The following is a 20,261-nucleotide window of genomic DNA, read 5'->3' on the forward strand; positions in this document are numbered from 1 at the left end:
AGAAATTCTCAAAACAGCGACTCATATTGCCAGTATTGCTACAGAAACCACTAGAGCAGCAGAAGCTTTACAAAAAGCTAATAGTGAGTTGGAACGAAAAGTTGAAGAACGAACGGCTGAATTAAGAAAGGCTCTGCTGGATTTACAAAAAACCCAAGCTCAACTGGTTCATAGTGAAAAAATGTCGAGTTTAGGGCAAATGGTAGCAGGGATTTCTCATGAAATTAACAATCCCATTGGTTTCATTGATGGTAATCTCGGGTATGCGAATCAGTATGTCAATGATTTGCTAGATTTAATTAGGGTTTATCAAGAGCAATATCCACAATTTAATTCAGCAATAGCAGCAAAAATAAAAGCTATTGATCTACAGTATTTATGTAATGATCTACCTAAGTTAATGGAATCTATGAGAGCAGGTAGCCAGCGAATTACAAATATCGTTCTAGGTTTACGAAACTTCTCTCGACTAGATGAAGCAAAATTAAAGCCAGTAGATATTCATGAAGGGATAGATAATACCTTAATGATTTTGAATCATCAGTTGACAATACCTCATAAATTAGATATTCAAATAATAAAGAATTATGGTCAACTACCCAAGGTTAGTTGTTATGTCAATCAATTGAATCAGGTTTTTATGAATATTCTCAACAATGCAATTTATGCATTAAAGGAGAATATGCACCATTGGCAGTCTACAAGTCAGATACCAACTATTGAGATTTCGACTTCGGTTGTAGATAACCAGAAGATTTTAATTAGTATCAAAGATAATGGTTCAGGTATCGCTTCTGACGTTCAGCAACACATCTTTGATCCCTTCTTCACTACGAAACCTGTTGGTCAAGGAACTGGGTTAGGTTTATCAATAGCCTATCATATTGTTGTGGAGAAACATCAGGGGAAACTGTATTGTTTATCTGTATTAGGCGAGGGAACTGAATTTCAAATTGAGATTCCTATTGATATTGAAAGCTAACTTCTTTAAAGGAGAAATATCAATTGCTCTCATATCAATACTGCTCGGTTAAGCTAAAAACTTAAATTTAATGTAGGTTGGTTTGAGGAACGAAACCCAACATTTATAGGGTTTTGTTGGGTTTCGCTATCGCTCTACCCAACCTACAATTCTCGAATTCTCGTTAACCGAGCAGTATTGGCTCTCATATAAGCTTAAAAAAAATGTGTCTCAAGTATTCGAGACACATCTCAAGAGTTTTCTGCATTCGTATTAAGGCTTTATAGTATCCTCAGCAGATTATTGAACGTTGTCAGACAAGCCGCTAACGGCGTCCTTAGTATTTTCCTTAATATTGTCGATTCCTCTCTGAGTTCCCTTGACTAAACCTTCTCCCAATTCTTGGGCTGATTGTTTTACATCCTCACCAAGGCGCTTAGTTCTTTCTCCAAGGGGTGTACCTTCCCGATAGTTCCGACCATATTGCTGTGCGCTGTCTATTGACTTCTCATCAATGTTTGTTTGAGCGTTTTCTTTGAGATACTCGCTTTGAGCTTTTATGTTGGTTTTAGTTCTCGGATCTACGTCGCTGAAATTGTTCATCCCGCCTTCGTAACGGGATTTGATATTTGTTCCTTTGGGGACGTACACTTCAGAATTAGGTGGTGCTGATTGATTTCCAACGATTTGATGAGGAACTTCTGCTTTTGATGATGTTGCTTCTGGTGCTTTTGCTTGTACAGAGCTACAAGCTTGAGTAACAAACATGACGATGGCTACCAGAAAGACTGTTATTGTCTTAAATGGACGAAAGTTTTTTATTGTAGAAATAATTTTGCTCATTGTGCTACTCCTTGTTTACTTTTTGGGTTAATCTAAATGTTGAGCAAGTATCTGGTCAACAGTTTTAGATTGTTGGTTTGGGTTCAAATGCAACTGTGAAACCCACAAAAAATCAATTCTATTTTTCTAATGCTGGATTACGTTTCAACTCTGGTCTTGCGCTTGCTTCAGCAGATTTATCTTTGAGAAATTCTGAAGCTTCGCCAAATGCACCTTGAACAGCATTGATTCGTTCTCTGAATCGAGTTCCTACATCAGGTGAATTCTGAATTAAACCACCAGGCTCAGGCTGTTCGAAACTTTTCTGTGTTACAATTGGTAAATTATCCTCTTTGTAGATTCTGCCCTCTGGGGTCTCTGCTCCAGGGTAAAGTATCTCAGATTCTCTATTGCTGTAAGCAACTAATGGTTGTGAGTTTAGCAATAGGGTAGATTGATCACCCTTATGGTTATTAACCTCAGCATCGACAGACATTCTCTGGTTGAGATATTTATCCCCGCCACCTTTGTATGGGTTGTTAGCTCCACCAGCTTGCACCGCTGGATTATTTGGGTTCGCACCTTGAGCATTAGCACCACTGCAAGCAGTGTTTGCTATTAACAATATACTTACGAAAAATATAGCTAAGACTTGGCGTAGTCGCAGTTTTTTAATAAAAGCTATTAGCCTGTTCACAAATCACGCCCTCCTTTTAGCTTATGAGAAGCAAAACCTTTTTAATTAGGTTTTATCTTTATTGATGCTATAAAGGAAAAGCAAAGCTAACCTCTAACGTAGGTCGCATGATGATTAATATTAATCGATTTTTTCTCTCTAACTTTCGGGAGATATAAGTATCTATTATTAAGCTCTCATTTATTTGCTGTCTTTTTAAGAGAGTATAACTATTTAACCATGATTTTATATATGTACGTCTTCCTAGATTTATAGAAGACTCCTTAATGTCAAAATTGAAGCTACAGACAATTAAGTTAAGCAAGACAAATTCAAATTTCAAGATAAATTAAAATATCTGATTTATGAAGCAAATTTTACGTTGGTTCATTTTGGGCGGGACATTGTTTTTTCTGGGAAAAGCCCTTAAGGATCATTGGGTTGAGGTAACAGCTATCCGTATTGAACCAGTAGGATGGGCAATTATTGCGATCGCCATTGGTGTAACCTTACTCGCACACATATGGGCGGGCTGGGTATGGACTTGGATTTTTCGAGAGTTAAATCAACCAATAAACTCTTCCGAATTCATACAAGTATATTTAAAAACAAACATAGCTAAGTATGTGCCAGGTAATGTGTGGCATTACTACGGTAGAATTATCGCTGCAAAACATGCCAATGTTTCTGCTGGGCTAGCAACCCTAATTGTGCTGCTAGAACCACTACTTATGGCAGCAGCAGCATTAGTTATTGTTCTACTAAGCAGCCAATTCACAGCACAAAATATAAATCTCACTGGAAAAATTGCAGAATTATTCGGTTTGTTAGGGGTTCTTGCTATTGTTCATCCTCGATTTTTGAACCCAGTCATTCGTCTACTTTACAGGTTAAAGACAAAGCAGTTATCTTCTACTACCTCAAGCAACAGTGTAATTGTTGGTCTAGAACGCTATCCACTAAAACCTTTATTAGGAGAATTAGGCTTTGTAGGATTGCGTAGTGCTGGGTTTATATTAACTCTGTTTGCCCTTAGTCCATTAAACTTAAGCGAAATTCCTTTATTACTAGGAAGTTTTAGTTTTGCTTGGTTGCTAGGATTAGTTGTTCCAGCTGCGCCTGGTGGTTTTGGAGTGTTTGAAGCTACTGAGATTGCTGCACTGCAACACCATTTTCCGGCGGCGGTAGTCATTAGTGCTACCGTTTTGTATCGATTAGTCAGCATTTTAGCTGAAACTCTTGGTGCTAGCCTAGCTTGGCTTGATGAACATCTAATGAATCGGTAAAAAATACAGGATCTATCAATTATTTCGATTGAGAGAATACACGATAAGCATGTAAATCAAGCTGTGGATTCCGATATTGTTGATTTTCTTCCATGTTAATCAAATTATATTCAATATTATCTGCATAAATAGCCAACATAATATTTAAAATTTCTATGAAATTAATAAACCAACGGCATTCTTCTGCTGGATATTTATCATAGTAACCAATCAGGTTAGCAATACGAAGTTCTAAATGGCTACGAGAATTTTTGCAGATTAAAATTATTTTCAGCAAGACAATAACCAATGTTAAAGAATTGCCTTGTAGAACTAATAAAGTGAATAATGCAGAAGGCTCTCGACCATTTTCTGTTGTCAACAAATCAATAATACGGTTGCTGGTTCTCAATAGCAAATCCTTACTTACCGTTTGTTTGTCGTAATCAACTAGAAAAGACAATATTTTATCTGATAAGTCCTGTTTTAATGTTTCTACAACTTCTTGTTGATCAACAGAAAAAATTAAATACTTCTGAATACTTTCTTTGAATTGCTTAAAGGTTTGATTTTCTGTTTGTTTAACAAATATATTAGCTATATTTTTATAGTTAAAAACACCATTTTTAACTATAATTCTCTTAATTAAACGTACTACCTCATCCCCTAAAGTACTGGGATTTTTGTAACGATTTGTCTTAGCGAGCGCAGTTTCAGAATGAGCGCTATACATTGCCAGTTCAAACTTAAATTTGTCTTTTAGCTGTCTGGATATTTTATGAGCAACCTCTTGTTGCTCTTTTGGATTTTTTTTGTTTAAAGATTGAGCCGTCAATAAATAAGATCTGTAACGCTTAGTCCAATGTTGTTGTACCGACTCTTCGTGTTTATAAGCAAATAGTTTTAACTCTTCGTAGTCATTACTTGCTAAAAAGTTTTCTAGCCAAACCTTGTATCTACTTTTTGGGCGTGAACTTGTTAACTTTATATTCTCGTGAAGATTTTCTAGTAAACTGATTAATTTTTGTATGTACTGATATTTTCTACTAGTTTCCCAATTATTAATTAAAATATAGCAGCAACGCTTAAATGTGTTATGAAATTCATCTTCAGTACTTTCAATAAAGATTTCATATATCCCTGATGAAAAATTAGAATTGAATACATCAATAGTGTCTATAAATAAACACTTAAACTCATTTAAGACATCCTCTGGCTTCCAGTTTCTAACAATTTCCAGAAAAAAACGATAAATTTTCTCTTGTGCCATTTCGAAGCTTAGATATTGTTTGCCTAAGTTCCGGATATTTTCTTGCTCTTGATTAATTGATAAACTTTTAGTTGTCATAATAATTTTCTAACTCAGAGGTTTCACTGTTTATGTTCTTCTCAGCTTAACCTCGATTACTGTCAGTAACAATTGATTATTTTAAAATTTCGGTGATTTTTTCTCAAAGAAATAGTTATATGGCTTTATATTAGCATTACGGTTAGTTCGCAATACGCAGACACTCTATTTATTAAGCAAACTTATTTTTATAAAAAAACTATGATTGCTATATGAATTTTTTACAATTTAATGTAGGCTGTTGTCGACTAATTTTCCCTGCTCCTGGCTCGCCTGCCCAAGAATTACAAACAGCCATAGAACAACCAGCTAATAGCCTTAAAGTGCAATTAGAACCAGGATTAACACAACGTCTCATTGATGTGGTGTTAGAATCTTCCAGTTACTTACCTTTGCAGGAATTTACTTTAACTCAATTGTGGCAAAAACAACACAGAGGATGGCTGAGAGATAATTTATAAAGTAAACATTAAGACTCTGTAGGTTGGGTTGAACGGAGTGAAACCCAACAAAATTCTAAAAATGTTGGGTTTCGTTCCTCAACCCAACCTACGCAAATTAAAGGTTTTTGGTGCTAACGGTGCTTAAGATTTACTTTATAAATAGCCTCTGACTCATCAAGCTTACATAGATATTGGGGGTGTTGAAACTGCTTTAGCCTGTGTAGTTGGATTCCGCGCTAAATTAATAATGATGCAAACCGTAGAATTTTAATTATGAGTTGGGTATCACATCATTGTGAAAGTGAGCATTATGCAAAATTGGCAGAATCAGTGAAGAGAGAGCAGAATAATGCTCGTGCTGTAGAACTTTATCGGCTTGCAGATCAAGCGGAAATTTTAGCACTCGAAGCTTTAGAGCCAACTAAAACAAGAACTATTGGTATTACAGCAGCCAGTGCAGCCTCTCCGCTCTTGTGAAGCGCCGATCGCAAATCTTGCGGGTTACAGAACATTAACTAAAAAACAACCATGACTCAGCTTGAATTAAAGAATCACCAAGTCTGGCAAGATTTAACAAAACTTTTAGAAACTATAGATAGTAATGCACTCGCTAGAGAACATCTAGATGCATGTAACTATACAGTTGGTGGTTACTGGGATGAGGAAGATACATATTATGAGGAAATTATTTTACCTCTTAATTTAGAATTAGAATTAACTAGTAGTTCTATTGGTTTTACAGGGAAAGAACGCTTTTTACAACTCAAGTTTATCCTGAATATTCCTGTTGATGCTTCGGATAAGCTAAGCCATAAACATCAGACAATTGGTGAGATAGTTCTAATTTTTAATGAAAATTTGGAATTTCTAGATGAGCATTGGGTTTTAGATGTTGATTCTCCCTGGTTGGAGCTAAAACGGAAGCACCAATAATTTTTCGAGAGCGACATTTAGAACAGCAAATGCGATCGCATCAGACCTCTTCCATAACTTTTATAACAGATATCAGGGTTAATTTCTTTAGGCGCTACTAGAGGCAGTACTTAATTACTGTCTGACCACTGATCGACTATATGTAGCATTTTCTCAGGGCTGATTCCTTTAACCAGTTTCCTTCCACTTGGAATTTTAACCCGTTCAACCACATCGTTCAAAGATTTAAACTGCTCTTTAAGACGCTCTATTTCTACCATTTCTGCTATATCGGACGCTTTTTTAGAACTAAACCCAGTATTTTGTAACTTGGAAGCAAGTTGATCTTTGGGAAGTTTATTAAAAATTTCTAAGGGTTTAGTATTCTTGGGTTTCTTTTTCTTAAGATTTTCAAGTTCATTTTCTAATCTTACTTTAGAGGTTGCTTCTTCTAACAACTGATGAGTTATTTTGTCAAAGCGTGATTCCAAATTTTTGAGAAACATTTCAATGTCATCAGAATTCCAGACAGTCTTGCCTGATGTATCGGATTTTTGTTTTCTGAATAGCTCAACTTGTTTTATTAAACGCTCTTCATTCTCAGGCTCAATAATAAATACTCCAATCGTCTCACCTTTACGAGGATCTATCTCTCTTGCTCTAAGAGCAGCGTAATATTCAAACGCTCCATCAACTACCTCGTATGATTGCAAATCTTTTCTGCGAACAACTATGGGGTTAATAACTCCTTCAGATTCTAAAATTAATTTTGCAGCTTGTTCTACCTCTTCATCTTGAAACATAGAGAGAGGTGCTGCGCAAGTAATTTTTTTGACACTCACCAGTGAAGTAGATAATTTCATTAACTCATGCCTATTTTTTGTAATACTTCTTTTGCTAACAACTCAAATTCTTGTGCTGAAAGTGAATGAGGTTTAAAATCAATCACAGAAACCGGATCCGCAACTTCTATTTCTCCAACCATCAAAGTTTTTTCAGCACACTTTGCCAAATCATCTCTTTCATAAATCACAGTATCCATAACGTCAATACCGTATCGTTCAGAAATTTTTTGTAACCGATTTTTCAAAGTGGTTTGCACGAACTTAGAATTGGTGGATATTTTGCAAGGAAGAACACCTAGTATTTGAATAGGTGGCTTTCTTATCTGTCTTCTAAAACTATCAACGTTTTTGATGAATTCTTTAACATTTCTTAATCCCTGGTTGGCAAAGGGTTTTAAATCTGATGGAATTATCAAATAATCGGCAGCTATCAAAGCGATTCTTGCATACAGGTTTAAAGAAGGTGGCGTGTCAATGAGTACAACATCATAGTCATCTTGTACCTCTTCTAGTTTATCAATCAGTATCATTCGGCTGAAATCAAGACTATTTAAATCGGTTTCATTGTTCATCAAATCGATGTGTGCAGGAACTACGTAAATTTCTGGATTACTAAAATTAGAGGTTCTTGCAACTTCTGAGATAGGATAGAAATCAACTGATTGCAGTACGTGAAGAATGTTACAGTCTTGAATATTATCAAATTCTTCGTCATCAAATTTGACTAACCCTGTAGCAAATGTGGTGTTAGCTTGACTATCTAAGTCAATGACTAAAACTCTTTTGTTTCTTTTGCTAAGAGCTGATGCAAGGTTGACGACTGTTGTTGTTTTGCCTACACCACCTTTGTTGTGATATACTGCAATAATTTTCATTGAATGTTTCCTCCTGACTTCATCATTTTTATCACTCTCAGAAATTTTTGCTTTTAAGCCATTATTGTGGTACCTTGCTTTCAAGCTATCTCTGCCAATTAAATTTTTGATCTCAAATATATTACTATGAATTTCTTTACCAGAACATTGGAATATCATTTGAATATCATCTTTTAATTTGTGATATATTCTGATTTCTCTACCATTAGTTATCAGTCCATATTCGACATTCAAACTTGTTAAATAATGCCTGAGCCTAGAGACATAATGATCTAAGTTATGCTTTGGATGCTTTGCCTCCATCACAACACTCAGAGGCGAGTTCGCATCTAAAACAAACGGAATAGCTTGTGCTGCAAACGCTAAAAAATCTAACCTGATACTGCCAACTACAACTTCTTGGTGCCAAGTCTCTGGTGTATAACCTAACTCTGGCAGCAAATATTGGACTATAAGTTTGCTTTCAACTTCGCTTTCATTGCGGCAAAACTCAGGATTAAAAGACAATCTTCTTATACCTAATCGACAAGTTGATACATGTCTGATTATGACATAGGTATTTTTGTTTGCGTAAGAAAAACTACTGGGTGTGTGGAGTATTAGAGAGTTTAGGAGCGATCGCACTCACCTACCAGACACAGAACTACTCGAAACTGTGGTGTGTCTTGCTCATACCAATGGGGTTACGCGATCGCCAAATTCAATGAATATGAAGAAATGTAAATTCAGGGTAGCTGACATCTTGCACCATTCTGAATCAGCCCGATACCCCGCCCACAACTGAAGTTCCGGGCTAATAGCTTAAGTCCATTGAAATGGACTGAAATCCTTCATCAGTCCTCTTGAGAGGACTTTAGCTATCAGCCAGCGATTTAAATCGCTGGCTGGGTGACAGCCCAAGTGCAAGATATGACGTAACGCACCTTAAATTTGTGGCAGTGCATTACAACACACCCCACGTTAAAATTTCTTAACATAGCGTGAAATATTAACGCCGACTTACTTACAGCCAAACTCATAAGCCTCTTGATAGGATCTATTCGCCCCCAATGCATCATAAAATCCCACAGCAAATTTAATTGCTGCTCGATCGCCTATCGCCTGGTTCATCCCAATAACGTAGTCAATGTGTTGGTAAATTGCTTCTGCTTGCTCCTCGCTATAGCAAGCATTCAACAACACGCACTCTACCTTATCCTTAAATAACTTAAATAGCTGTGCTAGTGACTCAGTACTCACCAGATGCGTAGCACCTGTATCATTCTGTAGCGCTAAACCTTGGTTTACCACGCCATGAACGCAAAAGTGAACAATTTGTGGCGAGAGATCCGATAGCGCACGCCTTAAATCATCTGTACGCACCGCCCACCTGGTAATCATTTCAAACTGCTCTCGATTTTTGGCTCGTTCCAACGCTCCCTGAATTGCCCGTACTTCTTCATCCAGTCGTAGCTGACTTGTGTCCTAGGGATTAGCTGATAGAATCAGGATTTTTTTTGCCGTGGTTTTCACTGTTTTTAGCTACATGCATTTCACTACAACACTTATCCGGTTAATTCTTGAGAGTATACTACACTGAGTACCCTGTAAACAGGGTACATGAAAACGCCTTTGTTTCAGCACTTAAATCGTGTAAGTGAGTTGGTGTTAATATTTCAAGGGATCTTAAGAAATTTTAAGGTAGATGAGTAGACTGGTAGGTTGGGTTATAGCTTGCTTCCCCGTAGGGGTACGAAGTGAAACCCAACAAAATATTACAAATGTTGGGTTTCGTTCCTCAACCCAACCTACATTAGGATGTCATAAATTTAAATGGGGGTGGAGGGACTTGAACCCACACGACCGTTTAAGATCAACGGATTTTCATTCTCCTGCAGCTTTCGCGACTGCCTAATTAGGCTTTGAGAATTGGACTCTCCCTTTACCCTCGGCTTTACGTTAGGGTAGCTCCCGTCGAGTCTCTGCACCTTCCTGAGATTTTAGATTCTTGATGAGAAATCACAAATCTAAAATTCTTAGGCTTGGCTCAGGATTGCCATATCTGTTAACAGATTTAGGTTTCCCTGAATTTGAGAGCAGTCACTTGATAAATTTCTTTATCAAGGCTCAATTCCTTAAGTCCGTAGCGTCTACCATTCCGCCACACCCCCTGATATTTTTGGGTAGTTACTATTATATGTATTAAAACAGCAAAGCTGCCACATACAACTTACCCGTAGTTCGTCTCTGAGATTTGGGGTGTTTACTTCCCGCTTCTACCGAATGAGACACAACGTCTGAGTCTACAGCTATTTGACACTCTCCTCTCTAAAGAGACGGAGATTCTTAAGACCTTTCAGTCTTAATATCCTGCTTTCACAGGTTCCCAGGCTCGGCACGTTTGCCCCTAGGGCGTGCTGATGTCTCCTCAAGAGTGTTTTAGGCGTGACTTTCTCCCAGTCCGGGAGTAGGTTTTATTTAAATGTCTTGTACTGACATAGTAGCATTCTACCATAAAGCAGTCCTTTTAGGACGGGGTTTTAAACCCAGTAATTTTGATAAAACTGCTATTGATCAACTTTTTTGATCAACTTTATCTATAAAAACACAGATTTTGTTATTTGTCTATTAAAAATGCAAAATGTTTTTATCGAATAGAATTCACAAGTCAGGAGGCAGGAGTTAGAATACATCATTCCTGTATAGGTAGTGTATGCTGACTCCTGAATTCTGTCTCCTGGCTCCTCTTTAACTATGGCTGAGGTTGTATCATTGAGTAGCCATATCAAAACTGCCTCTTTGCTTACGCTAGCTTAGGCGCTCCGCCTATTATTATGGAAAGAGGATTCACATTCGTTTTTACTTAGAGCCAACAATTATGGTTGTAGCGCTACTGTATCTCAGTTTAGCTGGAGCTTATCTTTTAGCCGTACCAGTTGCCATTCTGTTATATCTCAACCTGCGGTGGTACACAGCTACCTCCTTAGAGCGTAGCTTTATGTACTTTTTAGTGTTCTTCTTCTTCCCAGGTTTATTGCTTTTGTCTCCGTTTGTGAATTGGAGACCCCAGAAACGACAGATTGAGGTTTAACAGATTTATTTGGTAGGTCATCATCATGCGACGCATTGACGCTCTTGGAATTGGCTTTGGCGTTTTTATTACAGGCGGCTTGGCTTATATCTTGTTGCAACAACTAGGCTTGGATAGCCAAAATGCTGGTATTTGGAGCCAAGCCTTGTTAGTAGGTGGGTTAGTTGGTTGGTTACTCACCTACGTTTTCCGCGCGACAAGCAAAAACATGACCTACCACCAACAGCGCAAACAATATGAAGAAGCCTTCCTTAACAAGCGTTTGGAAGAACTTTCTCCTGAAGAACTAGCGCAAATTCAAGCTGAAATTGAGAAAGAGTAGGGCAATGGGCATGGGGCAATGGGCATGGGGCATTGGCGGAGGAGCAGAGGGGCAGGGGAGCAGAGGCGCACAGGAGAGAATAATATCGGTTAATCCTAAGTGGGAACGAGTCAATACTGCGTAGGATTTACCTTTTTTTTGTACCCATGCCCTATGCCCCATGCCCCATGCCCCATTACACTAAAAAATTTATCTGATTATAAATTTTGAGTATCTTTTAAAGTGAAATAGGGTATAAATTATGAGTGTGACTAGGAGAGTGAGTGTGTACCAATCCGTAAGAATGATAATTTTGCTACATTTTAGGGGCGAAGGCGATGAGTGAAAGTATGGCATTTATCGGTGGAGTCGCCGTAGCAGGACTAGCAGCTCTTTTATTGCTTAAGGGGACGGGTAATTCCCTACAACCTAACATTTTGCCCTCGCAAGTTTCTTCTGTAGTAGCGCCACAGCCGGTGGTTCCACCACCGCAATATCCTTATGGGCAACCAGTGTATCCTAATCCCCCAGCACCAAGTGGCCCAACCACTGAAGAAAGGGTGGCAATGGAACGGCTGAAAATGGAGAATGAAGCCTTCAAAAAAGAAAATGATCAGCTCAAAACCCAAATTCAGCAAATCCAGTTTCAGTATCAAGCCCAAGTAAATGCTATAAACGCGCAAAACGCTCAAAATAACCAACCCATACCAGTCAAACCAACTTTACAGCCAGAGCAAAGTCCTTGGTGGTCTTCACCTATAGCTTGGGCGGTAGGCGGTATGACTTTAACGATTGGCGGTGGTGTTGTTGTTGCTGGTGTCTTGGCTTTATTTGGACCAAAACAGCAACGCCCAACCCGTACGGTACAGGTTATTCACCCTTATAACGGTCCCACTCCGCCACTAGCTCCTGTGCGTCGTGCTGAGTTTCTTCCCCCACGTGGTGTGGTCAGACGAGCTGATGCAGAGTATGAAGATACTTATTAAATGGAAGCGAAAAATGTAAATTTGTAAGGGCAACCCTCCCAAGTTATCTTCAGGGTGTTTTGCCCATACTTAACAAACTTGACAATTATTTTGCTTTTCTCTTTTGCACAACAGGTTGTATTTTTGTGCCTTCTGTTTGATCTACTGTAGGAGTGGCAACCAACAATTCATTTCCTCTTAAACCAGAGGTAACTTCTATCTCTGTGCCAAAATCCCTCCCTAGCTCAACTTTTTGATAATGCACTGTATTATCTTTAGTTACTGTTGCTACTTGTGTACCTGATGCGTTGATTACCAAGGCACTATCAGGAACAATAAAAGGAGGATTAGCAGAGGCAAGTTTCTTAAAGTTGACTGTTGCATACATACCTGGTCGCAACGCTCCGTCTAAATTCTTGACTGATATTTGGGTGAGCAAGGTGCGAGTATTTGGATCGAGAGCGTTGGTTGTGCGTGCTACATTACCGCTGAATACTCTTTGAGGGAATTCACGGACTGTAATCTCAGCAGGTTGATCATTCTTGAGTGACTGTGCTAAAGTCTGCGGCACATTAACGTTTGCGTAAACGTTGTCATAACTAGCAATTGTGTAAAGGCTACTACTACCACCACTGCTACTTGCGTTGCTTGGTGGCGTAATTAAAACCCCTGTACTCACGTTACGTGCAGTTATAATGCCAGTAAGAGGAGCAGTCACTTTTTGAAAGGACTGCAACACAACGTAGCGTTGTAGATTTGCTTGATTGGAATTGACGATCGCCTCAGTAGCCTTGATGTTAGCTTGAGCAACTTTAACAGTATTTTCAGCAGATTGAACGGTTGCTAAGTTAGCTTGATATGTTGCATATCTTGTGTCTGCATCTTGCTGTGAGACAACACCCTGCTGTACCAGTGTCTTCCAACGCTCCCAGGTTTTCAGGGCTATGAGTAAGTTAGCACGAGATTGGTTTAAATCCGAATAACCTTTGGCTAAAGTGGCACGACTTTGAACCAAGCTAGCTTGTGCTTGTGCTAGTTGAGCACGTGCTTGTGTAACTTGTTGATCAGCATCAGGAGACTCAATCTCAGCTAACAACTGACCAGCACGTACTGGCTGACCAATATCCACTAACCATCGACGCAGATACCCAGTACTACGAGCATAAACCGTAGTTTGGTTGAGAGATACTATAGTACCAGGAAGAACCAAATTACTAGCAGTAGCACGGTGAGGAGTGATCACGTTGACCTTAGGTACAACGCTTTGTTCCTTTACGGCGGCTTTTAATTCTTCTTGTTGGTTAATCCGGGGTAAAATGCCTACAGCCAACAGGCTCACCACAGCGCCAAGACCCAGCGCGATCGCCACAATAGGAGGACGACCATGATGGTGTTCCTCTTTCTGCTTCAAAGGTGCTGGTTGTGCTGATGAGGGTTGATCTCGCGACTCTGTATCAACCGCTGGAGATGGGGATTTACGATCTTGAGAATCCATAAATATTACTTCTGCTGTTGTGATGAGAAAGCAAGTGCTTGATGTGGATCAGAGAGAGCATCGTCCTCCTCATCCATAGGACGAGGCTGTTGACGCCGTAAAATGCTATAAACAACTGGCACAAAAATGAGAGTGGCAAATGTCGCAGCCGACAACCCGCCAATTACAGCACGACCTAAAGGTGCATTTTGTTCGCCGCCTTCCCCAAGACCGAGGGACATTGGTATCATACCGATGAGCATGGCAAAGGCAGTCATTAATACCGGACGTAACCGAGTGTAACCTGCCGCTTGAGCCGCACGATAAGCGTCCTCTCCTTCAAAACGCTGATCATTGGCAAAAGTGATTAATAAAATACTATTTGATGTTGCCACACCAATACTCATAATCGCGCCCATCAACGAGGGAACGCTAAAGGTAGTACCTGTCACAAACAGCATCCAAATAATACCAGCCAAAGCACTAGGCAACGCCATCATAATAATCAGAGGATCTAGCCAAGTTTGGAAGTTCACCACCATTAAGCAGTAAACCAACACAATCGCAAAAATCAAACCTAATCCCAAACCCACAAACGAAGAATTCATCGTTTGAACTTGACCGCGCACCTGAATTTTGCTACCTCTAGGTAACTTGCGCTTAAATTCAGCCACAATCTTATTAACATCACGGGAAACGCCACCAAGATCACGACCTTGAGCATTGGCAAAAATGTCAAAAACAGGTTGCACGTTGTAGTGATTAACAACTTGCATCATCTTGTCACGTTTTACAGTTGCTATATTGCGTAGAAGTTGGGGTGATCCAGTTTGGTTATTCGCTATTGGTGTATTTTGCAGCGAGTCAATGGAATTCATTTTGTACTGAGGGACTTGTACAGCAAGGGTATAACTTACACCCTTTTTGGGATCAAGCCATTGGTTAATTGCTGCTTGACCGCTTGAACTTAAACTAGTCAACACGCTATTGGCTACGTCCCGCTGAGTTAAACCAGCTTGTTGTGCTTGAGTGCGATCCACGTCAAGGCGTAACCTTGGAGCATCCATAACTTGCTGTACATGGACATCTACTGCACCAGGAACACGAGCAACACGAGCTTCAATTTGTTTAGCAATTTTATAGTTTGCTTCGGTGTTTGGAACTGGCCCAGATATTTGGATGTCAACAGCAGCAGGTAAGCCAAAATTTAGAATTTGAGTAACAATATCGGCTGGCTGAAAAAAGAACGTGTACTGTGGAAACTTGGCTTTTAATTTTTGCCGTAGTTGCTTAATGTATGAAAAAGTCTTCCCTGACTCTTTCATAGAGACAAGAATATCAGCATCAGCACTACTAATTGTGGCACCGTTGTACCCATAGGTGAGGTTAATACCGCTGCTGGGTACACCAATGTTATCCAGAATCATACCTAAATCATGTGCTGGAATCGTCTGGCGAATAACGTCTTCTACTTTACTAACAACAAGTTCTGTCTCTTCTATACGAGTTCCAGGTAAAGCCCTTACATGCAAAGTCATCTGACCAGCATCAACTTGCGGGAAAAAGTCTTGTCCAACGAATGGTAACAGCACTAAAGCACTCACCCAAAAAGCGCCAAACAACACGAAGACGATCTTACGGCGATTTAATGACCATGTGAGGATGCCGTAATACCAGTTCCGAAATTTTTCAAATTGGTGATTAAACTTTTCATGTAACCGCCAGATCCAGTTTTTCTTGACTGGCTTGTGTTTCCCTGTTGATCCGTTAGATTTCCCATTTGGTGAGTCTGTGTGGTACTGGTTACTATTATGCTCATCAAGCAACGTAGTATTTAGTGAATCTGTCTGGTGCTGATGACCATTGTGTAGGTTCCCACTACCATTATCCTCCTCACCTTCAGTATACAAGTCTAATTCAGAACGTAGTAAATAGTTTGCCATTGTTGGCACTACAGTTCTTGACAGTAAGTAGGAAGCTAGCATGGCAAATACTACTGCCATCGCTAAAGGCACAAATAGGTACTGTGCCACTCCACTCAAAAACACCACTGGTACAAAAACAATACAGATACACAGCGTTGCTACAAACGCTGGTACGGCAATTTGCTGAGCACCATCTAAAATTGCTCGCTTGAGGGGCTTGCCTTGTGCTAAGTTTCGATGGATATTTTCAATTTCTACTGTGGCGTCATCTACCAGAATCCCAACTGCTAGGGAAAGACCACCCAAAGTCATGATGTTGAAGGTCTGCCCCAAGAAATTCATGATTATAATTGAGACTAAGATAGAAAGGGGAATTGAAATCGCCACAATTATCGTGCTGCGCCAACTTCCCAAGAAGATAAGAATCATCAATGCTGTTAAACACGCAGCAATAACCCCCTCTTTGATTACCCCATCTATAGAAGCTTTAACAAAGATGGATTGGTCGAATAAATATGATAATGTCAGATCTTTGGGCAAAGTTGCTTTAATCTGTGGTATCGCTTCCTTAACACGCTTGATAACATCAATTGTAGAGGCACTACCACTTTTGAGAATACTGACCAAAATAGAACGTCGCCCGTCCTGACGGACAACATTCGTTTGCACAGCGAAACCATCTCTAACCTGAGCTACATCCCGAATATAAACTACAGTCCCGTTAACTTGTTTAATTGGCAAATCGTTAAGAGCTGCTACTACGCCTGGACTATTATTAAGCTGTACTGCATAGTCACGACTACCTATTTTTGCATTACCTGCTGGCAAAATCAGGTTTTGTGCACTAACAGCGTTAGTAACGTCTTGGGCAGAAACTCCTTTGGCATAAAGTGCCTCTGGATCAATATCAACCATAATCTGCCTAGGTTTACCACCGAAGGGCAAAGGTACACTTGCGCCTTGTACTGTTGCTAACTGAGTACGGACAAAGTTTGTAGCGTAGTCGAAGATTGATTGTTCAGGAAGGGTTGGACTACCCACATTCATCTGAAGAATCGGCACACTAGAAGCGTTGTATTGAATGATAAACGGCGGTGTGATTCCAGGTGGTAGAGGGCGTAGAATTGTTTGACTAATAGACGTGATCTGGGCTACTGCCGAGGGTATATTGGCATTTGGCTGTAAGAACACTTTAATCACACTGAGTCCACTAAGGGACTGAGACTCCATGTGTTCAATATCACCAACAGTCGTTGTAATAGCGCGTTCACTAATTGTGACAATCCGCTCTGCCATTTCCTCAGGCGTTATGCCATTGTAAGTCCAAACTATACTAACAACTGGGATATTAATCGCTGGAAAAATGTCCACAGCTGTCCGAGTTATTGTCACTATACCTAGAAGGACTATAAGCAAGGCTAAGATCACGAATGTGTACGGGCGACGTAAAGCGAGTCGTACTATCCACATGTAATTACCTATGAAATGCGTTTACTGGTAATGTTATCGCCAACAATTAGCACAACTAAAGTTTAGAGTGCTAAGCTTTTCGAGCAAATATTCCCTACTATCCGATTTTTGTTAGTGAGGTGGTTGCAGTAAATCAATGATCTTAATCTGAATTATTATCATATGCAATTTTAATTGTCAATAACAAATTAAAGAGATTGTGGTGTTCTGATCGCGACAAGTCGCACTCTATATATAACCTGATTTTAAAGTATCAAATTTGACTAATAACTGGTGTTTCTTAAAAGTTTGTTTGGGTAGTGCCTCACAATTTTAAACTTATCTTTACATTTTTAAATCTTTCCTATGATAGTTGATTTGTTCAATAATTCCGAATTATTGAATAACAGGATTCGTCGTCTCAAAAAATCTATCTTTGGAAAGATTATTTTTGGCGGATATGCAATTAAATCGACTTTGCCTAAAAAATATCTACTTTGTATACAAAATAAAAAGGGCTATATTGTTAAGAGTATAAAAAATTTTCTCGAGCAAGGTTAAAATTATCAGAATGAAAAATTAAATTTGTTGATAATTGGGTTGGGTTTCCAGTAGGCGAGTAAAGATGAATCAGAGAATTTTGCTTCCCGTTAAAGTTTTAGTTGCAATAGTCTACGTAATATCACTAAGTTGTGCAGGATATTTAGTAGGGAGTAATCTTAGTCAGAAAGCAATGGGTAAATCTATTGCTAAACAGGAAAAATCATACTCTGCCAAAGATATTAGCACGAAATTACAGAGACTACTAGATGAAGCTGTTTCAGACCAGAACATACCTGGCGCAGTAATGTATATTTCTACTCCTAAAGGTAAATGGGTGAAAACATCCGGAATCAGTAACGTGGAAAACAAAACACGCATAAAACCTACGGATGGGTTTTCCATTGCCAGCATGAGCAAGACTTTTGTTTCAGTAGTTGTGCTGAAATTAGCGGAAGCAGGGAAAATAAATTTAGATGAGGCGATCGCCACATATCTACCAACCAAAGTCAGTCCTCATATTGTCAACAGCGACAAAATAACAGTTCGTCAACTTTTGAACCACACCAGCGGAGTTGTGGAATACGACACAACAGAAGAGTTCAAGGAAGCTACAGCAAAAAGAAGCCGTTCACAGCCTTGGACAGCTGGTGAAGCAGTGGAATACATGTATGATGCTCAACCTCAAGCAGATCCAGGAGAGAGATTTATCTATACAGATAGCAACTACATCCTCTTAGAACTGATTGTTGAGAACATCACTAAAGGGACTCTTGCACAAGCAACTCGCAACCTCGTCTTAAAACCGTTAGGTTTGAAAAACACCTTCACTGAACTGCGCGAACCAAGTCTAGGAAACGTCGCCACAGGTTATGGCGATCGCAATAAAGATGGTAAGGTTGTCAGTTACGCTGAGGTTAATGATGGAAATGGTCTAGGAGATGGAGCCTTAGTTTCTAACGCAGAAGATTTAGCCAAATTTGCCCAAGCCTTATTTGCTAAGAAAACCTTGCTATCTGCCAAGATGACTAAAGAAATGTTGACCTTTAAAAGAAATAACGTCAGCTATAGCTATGGGCTAGGTGTAGAACGCTTGCCAACACCTTACGGAAATTCCTATGGGCATACTGGTACAGCCTACGGTTTTGTAACTTTAATGGCCTACTTGCCGAGCAAACAGACTACCATAGTTTTGCTGCTAAACAACCAAGATAGCGATGCAAAAAAACTTGCAAACAAAGCGATCGGCATAGTCAATACTATGAACCCCAACGAAAAATTGAACCCCCACGAAAAACTAAAAAGGAAAAATTAAATTTTTCCTTTTTATCCGGAGCTTTACAACAGTCCTTCTTTCCGTGCCATTGATAATATCAGGTCAACAACCCGATGGGAATACCCCCACTCATTGTCGTACCACGCTACAACTTTGAAGAAATTTGAGTTGAGTTCAATCCCAGCACCAGCATCAAAAATACAAGAGTGGGGATCGCCCTGAAAATCTGTTGAAACAACTTCATCGTCAGTGTAGCCTAAAATACCTGATAGCTCTCCTTCAGCCGCCTCCTTCATTACAGCACAAATTTCCTTGTAGCTAGTGGCTTTAGCAGTCTTAAAGGTCAAATCAACTACCGACACATCAGGAGTAGGAACCCGGAATGCCATACCAGTGAGTTTACCTTTTAACTCTGGCAATACCAGTGCTACAGCTTTTGCTGCACCAGTAGAAGAAGGAATAATATTTTGTGCAGCACCTCGACCACCGCGCCAATCCTTTTTACTCGGTCCATCTACCGTTGGCTGAGTTGCAGTCATAGCATGGACAGTGGTCATTAATCCTTCAGTCAAGCCAAAGTTATCATTAATGACCTTAGCTACAGGAGCCAGACAGTTAGTTGTACAGCTAGCATTAGAGACAACTGTATCCTTTGCTGGGTCAAATATATCATTGTTCACACCGACTAGCAGGGTAGGAACTTTATCTGGATCCTTTGTTGGAGCGGAAATAATAACTCGCTTAGCTCCTGCTTTGAGGTGATTTGCAGCTCCGTCATAGGTAGTAAACAATCCTGTAGATTCGACGACGTAATCTGCACCCAATTTACCCCAAGGTAGTTCAGCCGGATTTTTGATGGACATACAAGGAATAAAATTCCCGTCTATCAAAATACCATCATCTTTTGCCTGAACGTTCCCCTTAAAGGTTCCGTGGGTTGAGTCGTATTTCAGTAAATAGGCAAGGTTATCTGGTGGTACTAAATCGTTAATGCCTACAAACTCAATATTCGGGTTGTTAAGACCAGCACGCACTACAAGTCGCCCGATCCGACCAAACCCATTAATGCCAATCTTAACCTTAGTCATGACCAAAGATCCTATTGTTGGAAATA

At 39.5% G+C, this 20,261-nt stretch carries 19 protein-coding genes; 10 read left to right on the forward strand and 9 right to left on the reverse strand.

Annotation, left to right across the window (positions count from 1 at the left end):
• Nucleotides 1-982 (forward strand): sensor histidine kinase (locus G4P69_RS23590; RefSeq protein ID WP_243903031.1); only part of this gene is annotated, 982 nt, incomplete at its 5' end.
• 279 nt (nt 983-1,261) lie between these two features.
• On the opposite strand, the gene G4P69_RS23595 is transcribed toward G4P69_RS23590, so the two are convergent.
• Both G4P69_RS23595 and G4P69_RS23600 read right to left on the reverse strand, forming a co-directional pair.
• Entirely contained in the window at nt 1,262-1,804 is a 543-nt protein-coding gene (locus G4P69_RS23595) for a hypothetical protein (protein WP_208344753.1), read from the reverse strand.
• Nucleotides 1,805-1,922: 118 nt separating this feature from the next.
• Nucleotides 1,923-2,480 carry a DUF6658 family protein gene (locus tag G4P69_RS23600; protein ID WP_208344752.1) on the reverse strand — a complete coding sequence of 186 codons (558 nt, stop codon included), beginning with the start codon at nt 2,478-2,480 and terminating at the stop codon, nt 1,923-1,925.
• A gap of 344 nt (nt 2,481-2,824) precedes the next feature.
• Here G4P69_RS23600 and G4P69_RS23605 point away from each other — a divergent pair, with 344 nt between their 5' ends.
• Nucleotides 2,825-3,745 carry a lysylphosphatidylglycerol synthase transmembrane domain-containing protein gene (locus G4P69_RS23605; RefSeq protein WP_208344751.1) on the forward strand — a complete coding sequence of 307 codons (921 nt, stop codon included), beginning with the start codon at nt 2,825-2,827 and terminating at the stop codon, nt 3,743-3,745.
• A gap of 19 nt (nt 3,746-3,764) precedes the next feature.
• Here the strand turns inward: G4P69_RS23605 and G4P69_RS23610 are convergent, their stop codons facing one another.
• Nucleotides 3,765-5,072 carry a hypothetical protein gene (locus G4P69_RS23610; protein ID WP_208344750.1) on the reverse strand — a complete coding sequence of 436 codons (1,308 nt, stop codon included), beginning with the start codon at nt 5,070-5,072 and terminating at the stop codon, nt 3,765-3,767.
• Nucleotides 5,073-5,284: 212 nt separating this feature from the next.
• Between G4P69_RS23610 and G4P69_RS23615 the strand changes: the two genes are divergently transcribed.
• The 3 genes from G4P69_RS23615 (at nt 5,285) to G4P69_RS23625 (ending at nt 6,448) form a co-directional block, all read left to right on the forward strand.
• Complete coding sequence (locus G4P69_RS23615; RefSeq protein ID WP_208344749.1) at nt 5,285-5,533, forward strand: nSTAND1 domain-containing NTPase; 249 nt, start codon at nt 5,285-5,287, stop codon at nt 5,531-5,533.
• A 255-nt stretch (nt 5,534-5,788) separates the two neighbouring features.
• Nucleotides 5,789-5,992 (forward strand): hypothetical protein, encoded by a 204-nt coding sequence (locus tag G4P69_RS23620; RefSeq protein ID WP_208344748.1) that lies wholly within the window; start codon nt 5,789-5,791, stop codon nt 5,990-5,992.
• Nucleotides 5,993-6,043: 51 nt separating this feature from the next.
• Nucleotides 6,044-6,448 (forward strand): hypothetical protein, encoded by a 405-nt coding sequence (locus G4P69_RS23625; protein ID WP_208344747.1) that lies wholly within the window; start codon nt 6,044-6,046, stop codon nt 6,446-6,448.
• A gap of 110 nt (nt 6,449-6,558) precedes the next feature.
• On the opposite strand, the gene G4P69_RS23630 is transcribed toward G4P69_RS23625, so the two are convergent.
• Nucleotides 6,559-7,290 carry a ParB/Srx family N-terminal domain-containing protein gene (locus G4P69_RS23630; protein WP_208344746.1) on the reverse strand — a complete coding sequence of 244 codons (732 nt, stop codon included), beginning with the start codon at nt 7,288-7,290 and terminating at the stop codon, nt 6,559-6,561.
• Nucleotides 7,290-8,654, reverse strand: a complete 1,365-nt coding sequence (locus G4P69_RS23635; RefSeq protein WP_208351560.1) for an AAA family ATPase — start codon at nt 8,652-8,654, stop codon at nt 7,290-7,292. The genes G4P69_RS23630 and G4P69_RS23635 overlap by 1 nt, the downstream gene beginning before the upstream one ends.
• A 59-nt stretch (nt 8,655-8,713) precedes the next feature.
• Between G4P69_RS23635 and G4P69_RS23640 the strand changes: the two genes are divergently transcribed.
• Nucleotides 8,714-8,854, forward strand: coding sequence for a hypothetical protein (locus tag G4P69_RS23640; RefSeq protein WP_208345031.1), 141 nt, complete (start codon nt 8,714-8,716; stop codon nt 8,852-8,854).
• A 292-nt stretch (nt 8,855-9,146) separates the two neighbouring features.
• On the opposite strand, the gene G4P69_RS23645 is transcribed toward G4P69_RS23640, so the two are convergent.
• On the reverse strand, nt 9,147-9,593 hold the full coding sequence (locus G4P69_RS23645) for a CHAT domain-containing protein (RefSeq protein WP_208345033.1): 447 nt from the start codon (nt 9,591-9,593) through the stop codon (nt 9,147-9,149).
• 1,411 nt (nt 9,594-11,004) lie between these two features.
• On the opposite strand from G4P69_RS23645, the gene ndhL reads away from it, so the two are divergent.
• The 3 genes from ndhL (at nt 11,005) to G4P69_RS23660 (ending at nt 12,504) form a co-directional block, all read left to right on the forward strand.
• Entirely contained in the window at nt 11,005-11,217 is a 213-nt protein-coding gene (gene ndhL / locus G4P69_RS23650) for an NAD(P)H-quinone oxidoreductase subunit L (protein WP_208345030.1), read from the forward strand.
• 25 nt (nt 11,218-11,242) lie between these two features.
• On the forward strand, nt 11,243-11,539 hold the full coding sequence (locus tag G4P69_RS23655; RefSeq protein ID WP_208345029.1) for a DUF3007 family protein: 297 nt from the start codon (nt 11,243-11,245) through the stop codon (nt 11,537-11,539).
• 317 nt (nt 11,540-11,856) lie between these two features.
• A complete protein-coding gene (locus tag G4P69_RS23660) occupies nt 11,857-12,504 on the forward strand; it encodes a heterocyst differentiation related protein (RefSeq protein ID WP_208345028.1) in 648 nt (215 codons plus the stop codon).
• An 85-nt stretch (nt 12,505-12,589) separates the two neighbouring features.
• Here G4P69_RS23660 and G4P69_RS23665 read toward each other — a convergent pair whose 3' ends face one another.
• Entirely contained in the window at nt 12,590-13,978 is a 1,389-nt protein-coding gene (locus G4P69_RS23665; protein WP_208345027.1) for an efflux RND transporter periplasmic adaptor subunit, read from the reverse strand.
• A gap of 5 nt (nt 13,979-13,983) precedes the next feature.
• Nucleotides 13,984-17,352 carry an efflux RND transporter permease subunit gene (locus tag G4P69_RS23670; protein ID WP_208351562.1) on the reverse strand — a complete coding sequence of 1,123 codons (3,369 nt, stop codon included), beginning with the start codon at nt 17,350-17,352 and terminating at the stop codon, nt 13,984-13,986.
• A 604-nt stretch (nt 17,353-17,956) separates the two neighbouring features.
• On the opposite strand from G4P69_RS23670, the gene G4P69_RS23675 reads away from it, so the two are divergent.
• Nucleotides 17,957-19,186, forward strand: coding sequence for a serine hydrolase domain-containing protein (locus G4P69_RS23675; RefSeq protein ID WP_208345409.1), 1,230 nt, complete (start codon nt 17,957-17,959; stop codon nt 19,184-19,186).
• Between the two features lie 23 nt (nt 19,187-19,209).
• On the opposite strand, the gene gap is transcribed toward G4P69_RS23675, so the two are convergent.
• Nucleotides 19,210-20,235, reverse strand: coding sequence for a type I glyceraldehyde-3-phosphate dehydrogenase (gap, locus tag G4P69_RS23680; protein ID WP_208351565.1), 1,026 nt, complete (start codon nt 20,233-20,235; stop codon nt 19,210-19,212).
• Nucleotides 20,236-20,261: the final 26 nt, after the last annotated feature.

This window comes from Aetokthonos hydrillicola CCALA 1050, assembly GCF_017591665.1.
GTDB lineage: Bacteria > Cyanobacteriota > Cyanobacteriia > Cyanobacteriales > Nostocaceae > Aetokthonos > Aetokthonos hydrillicola.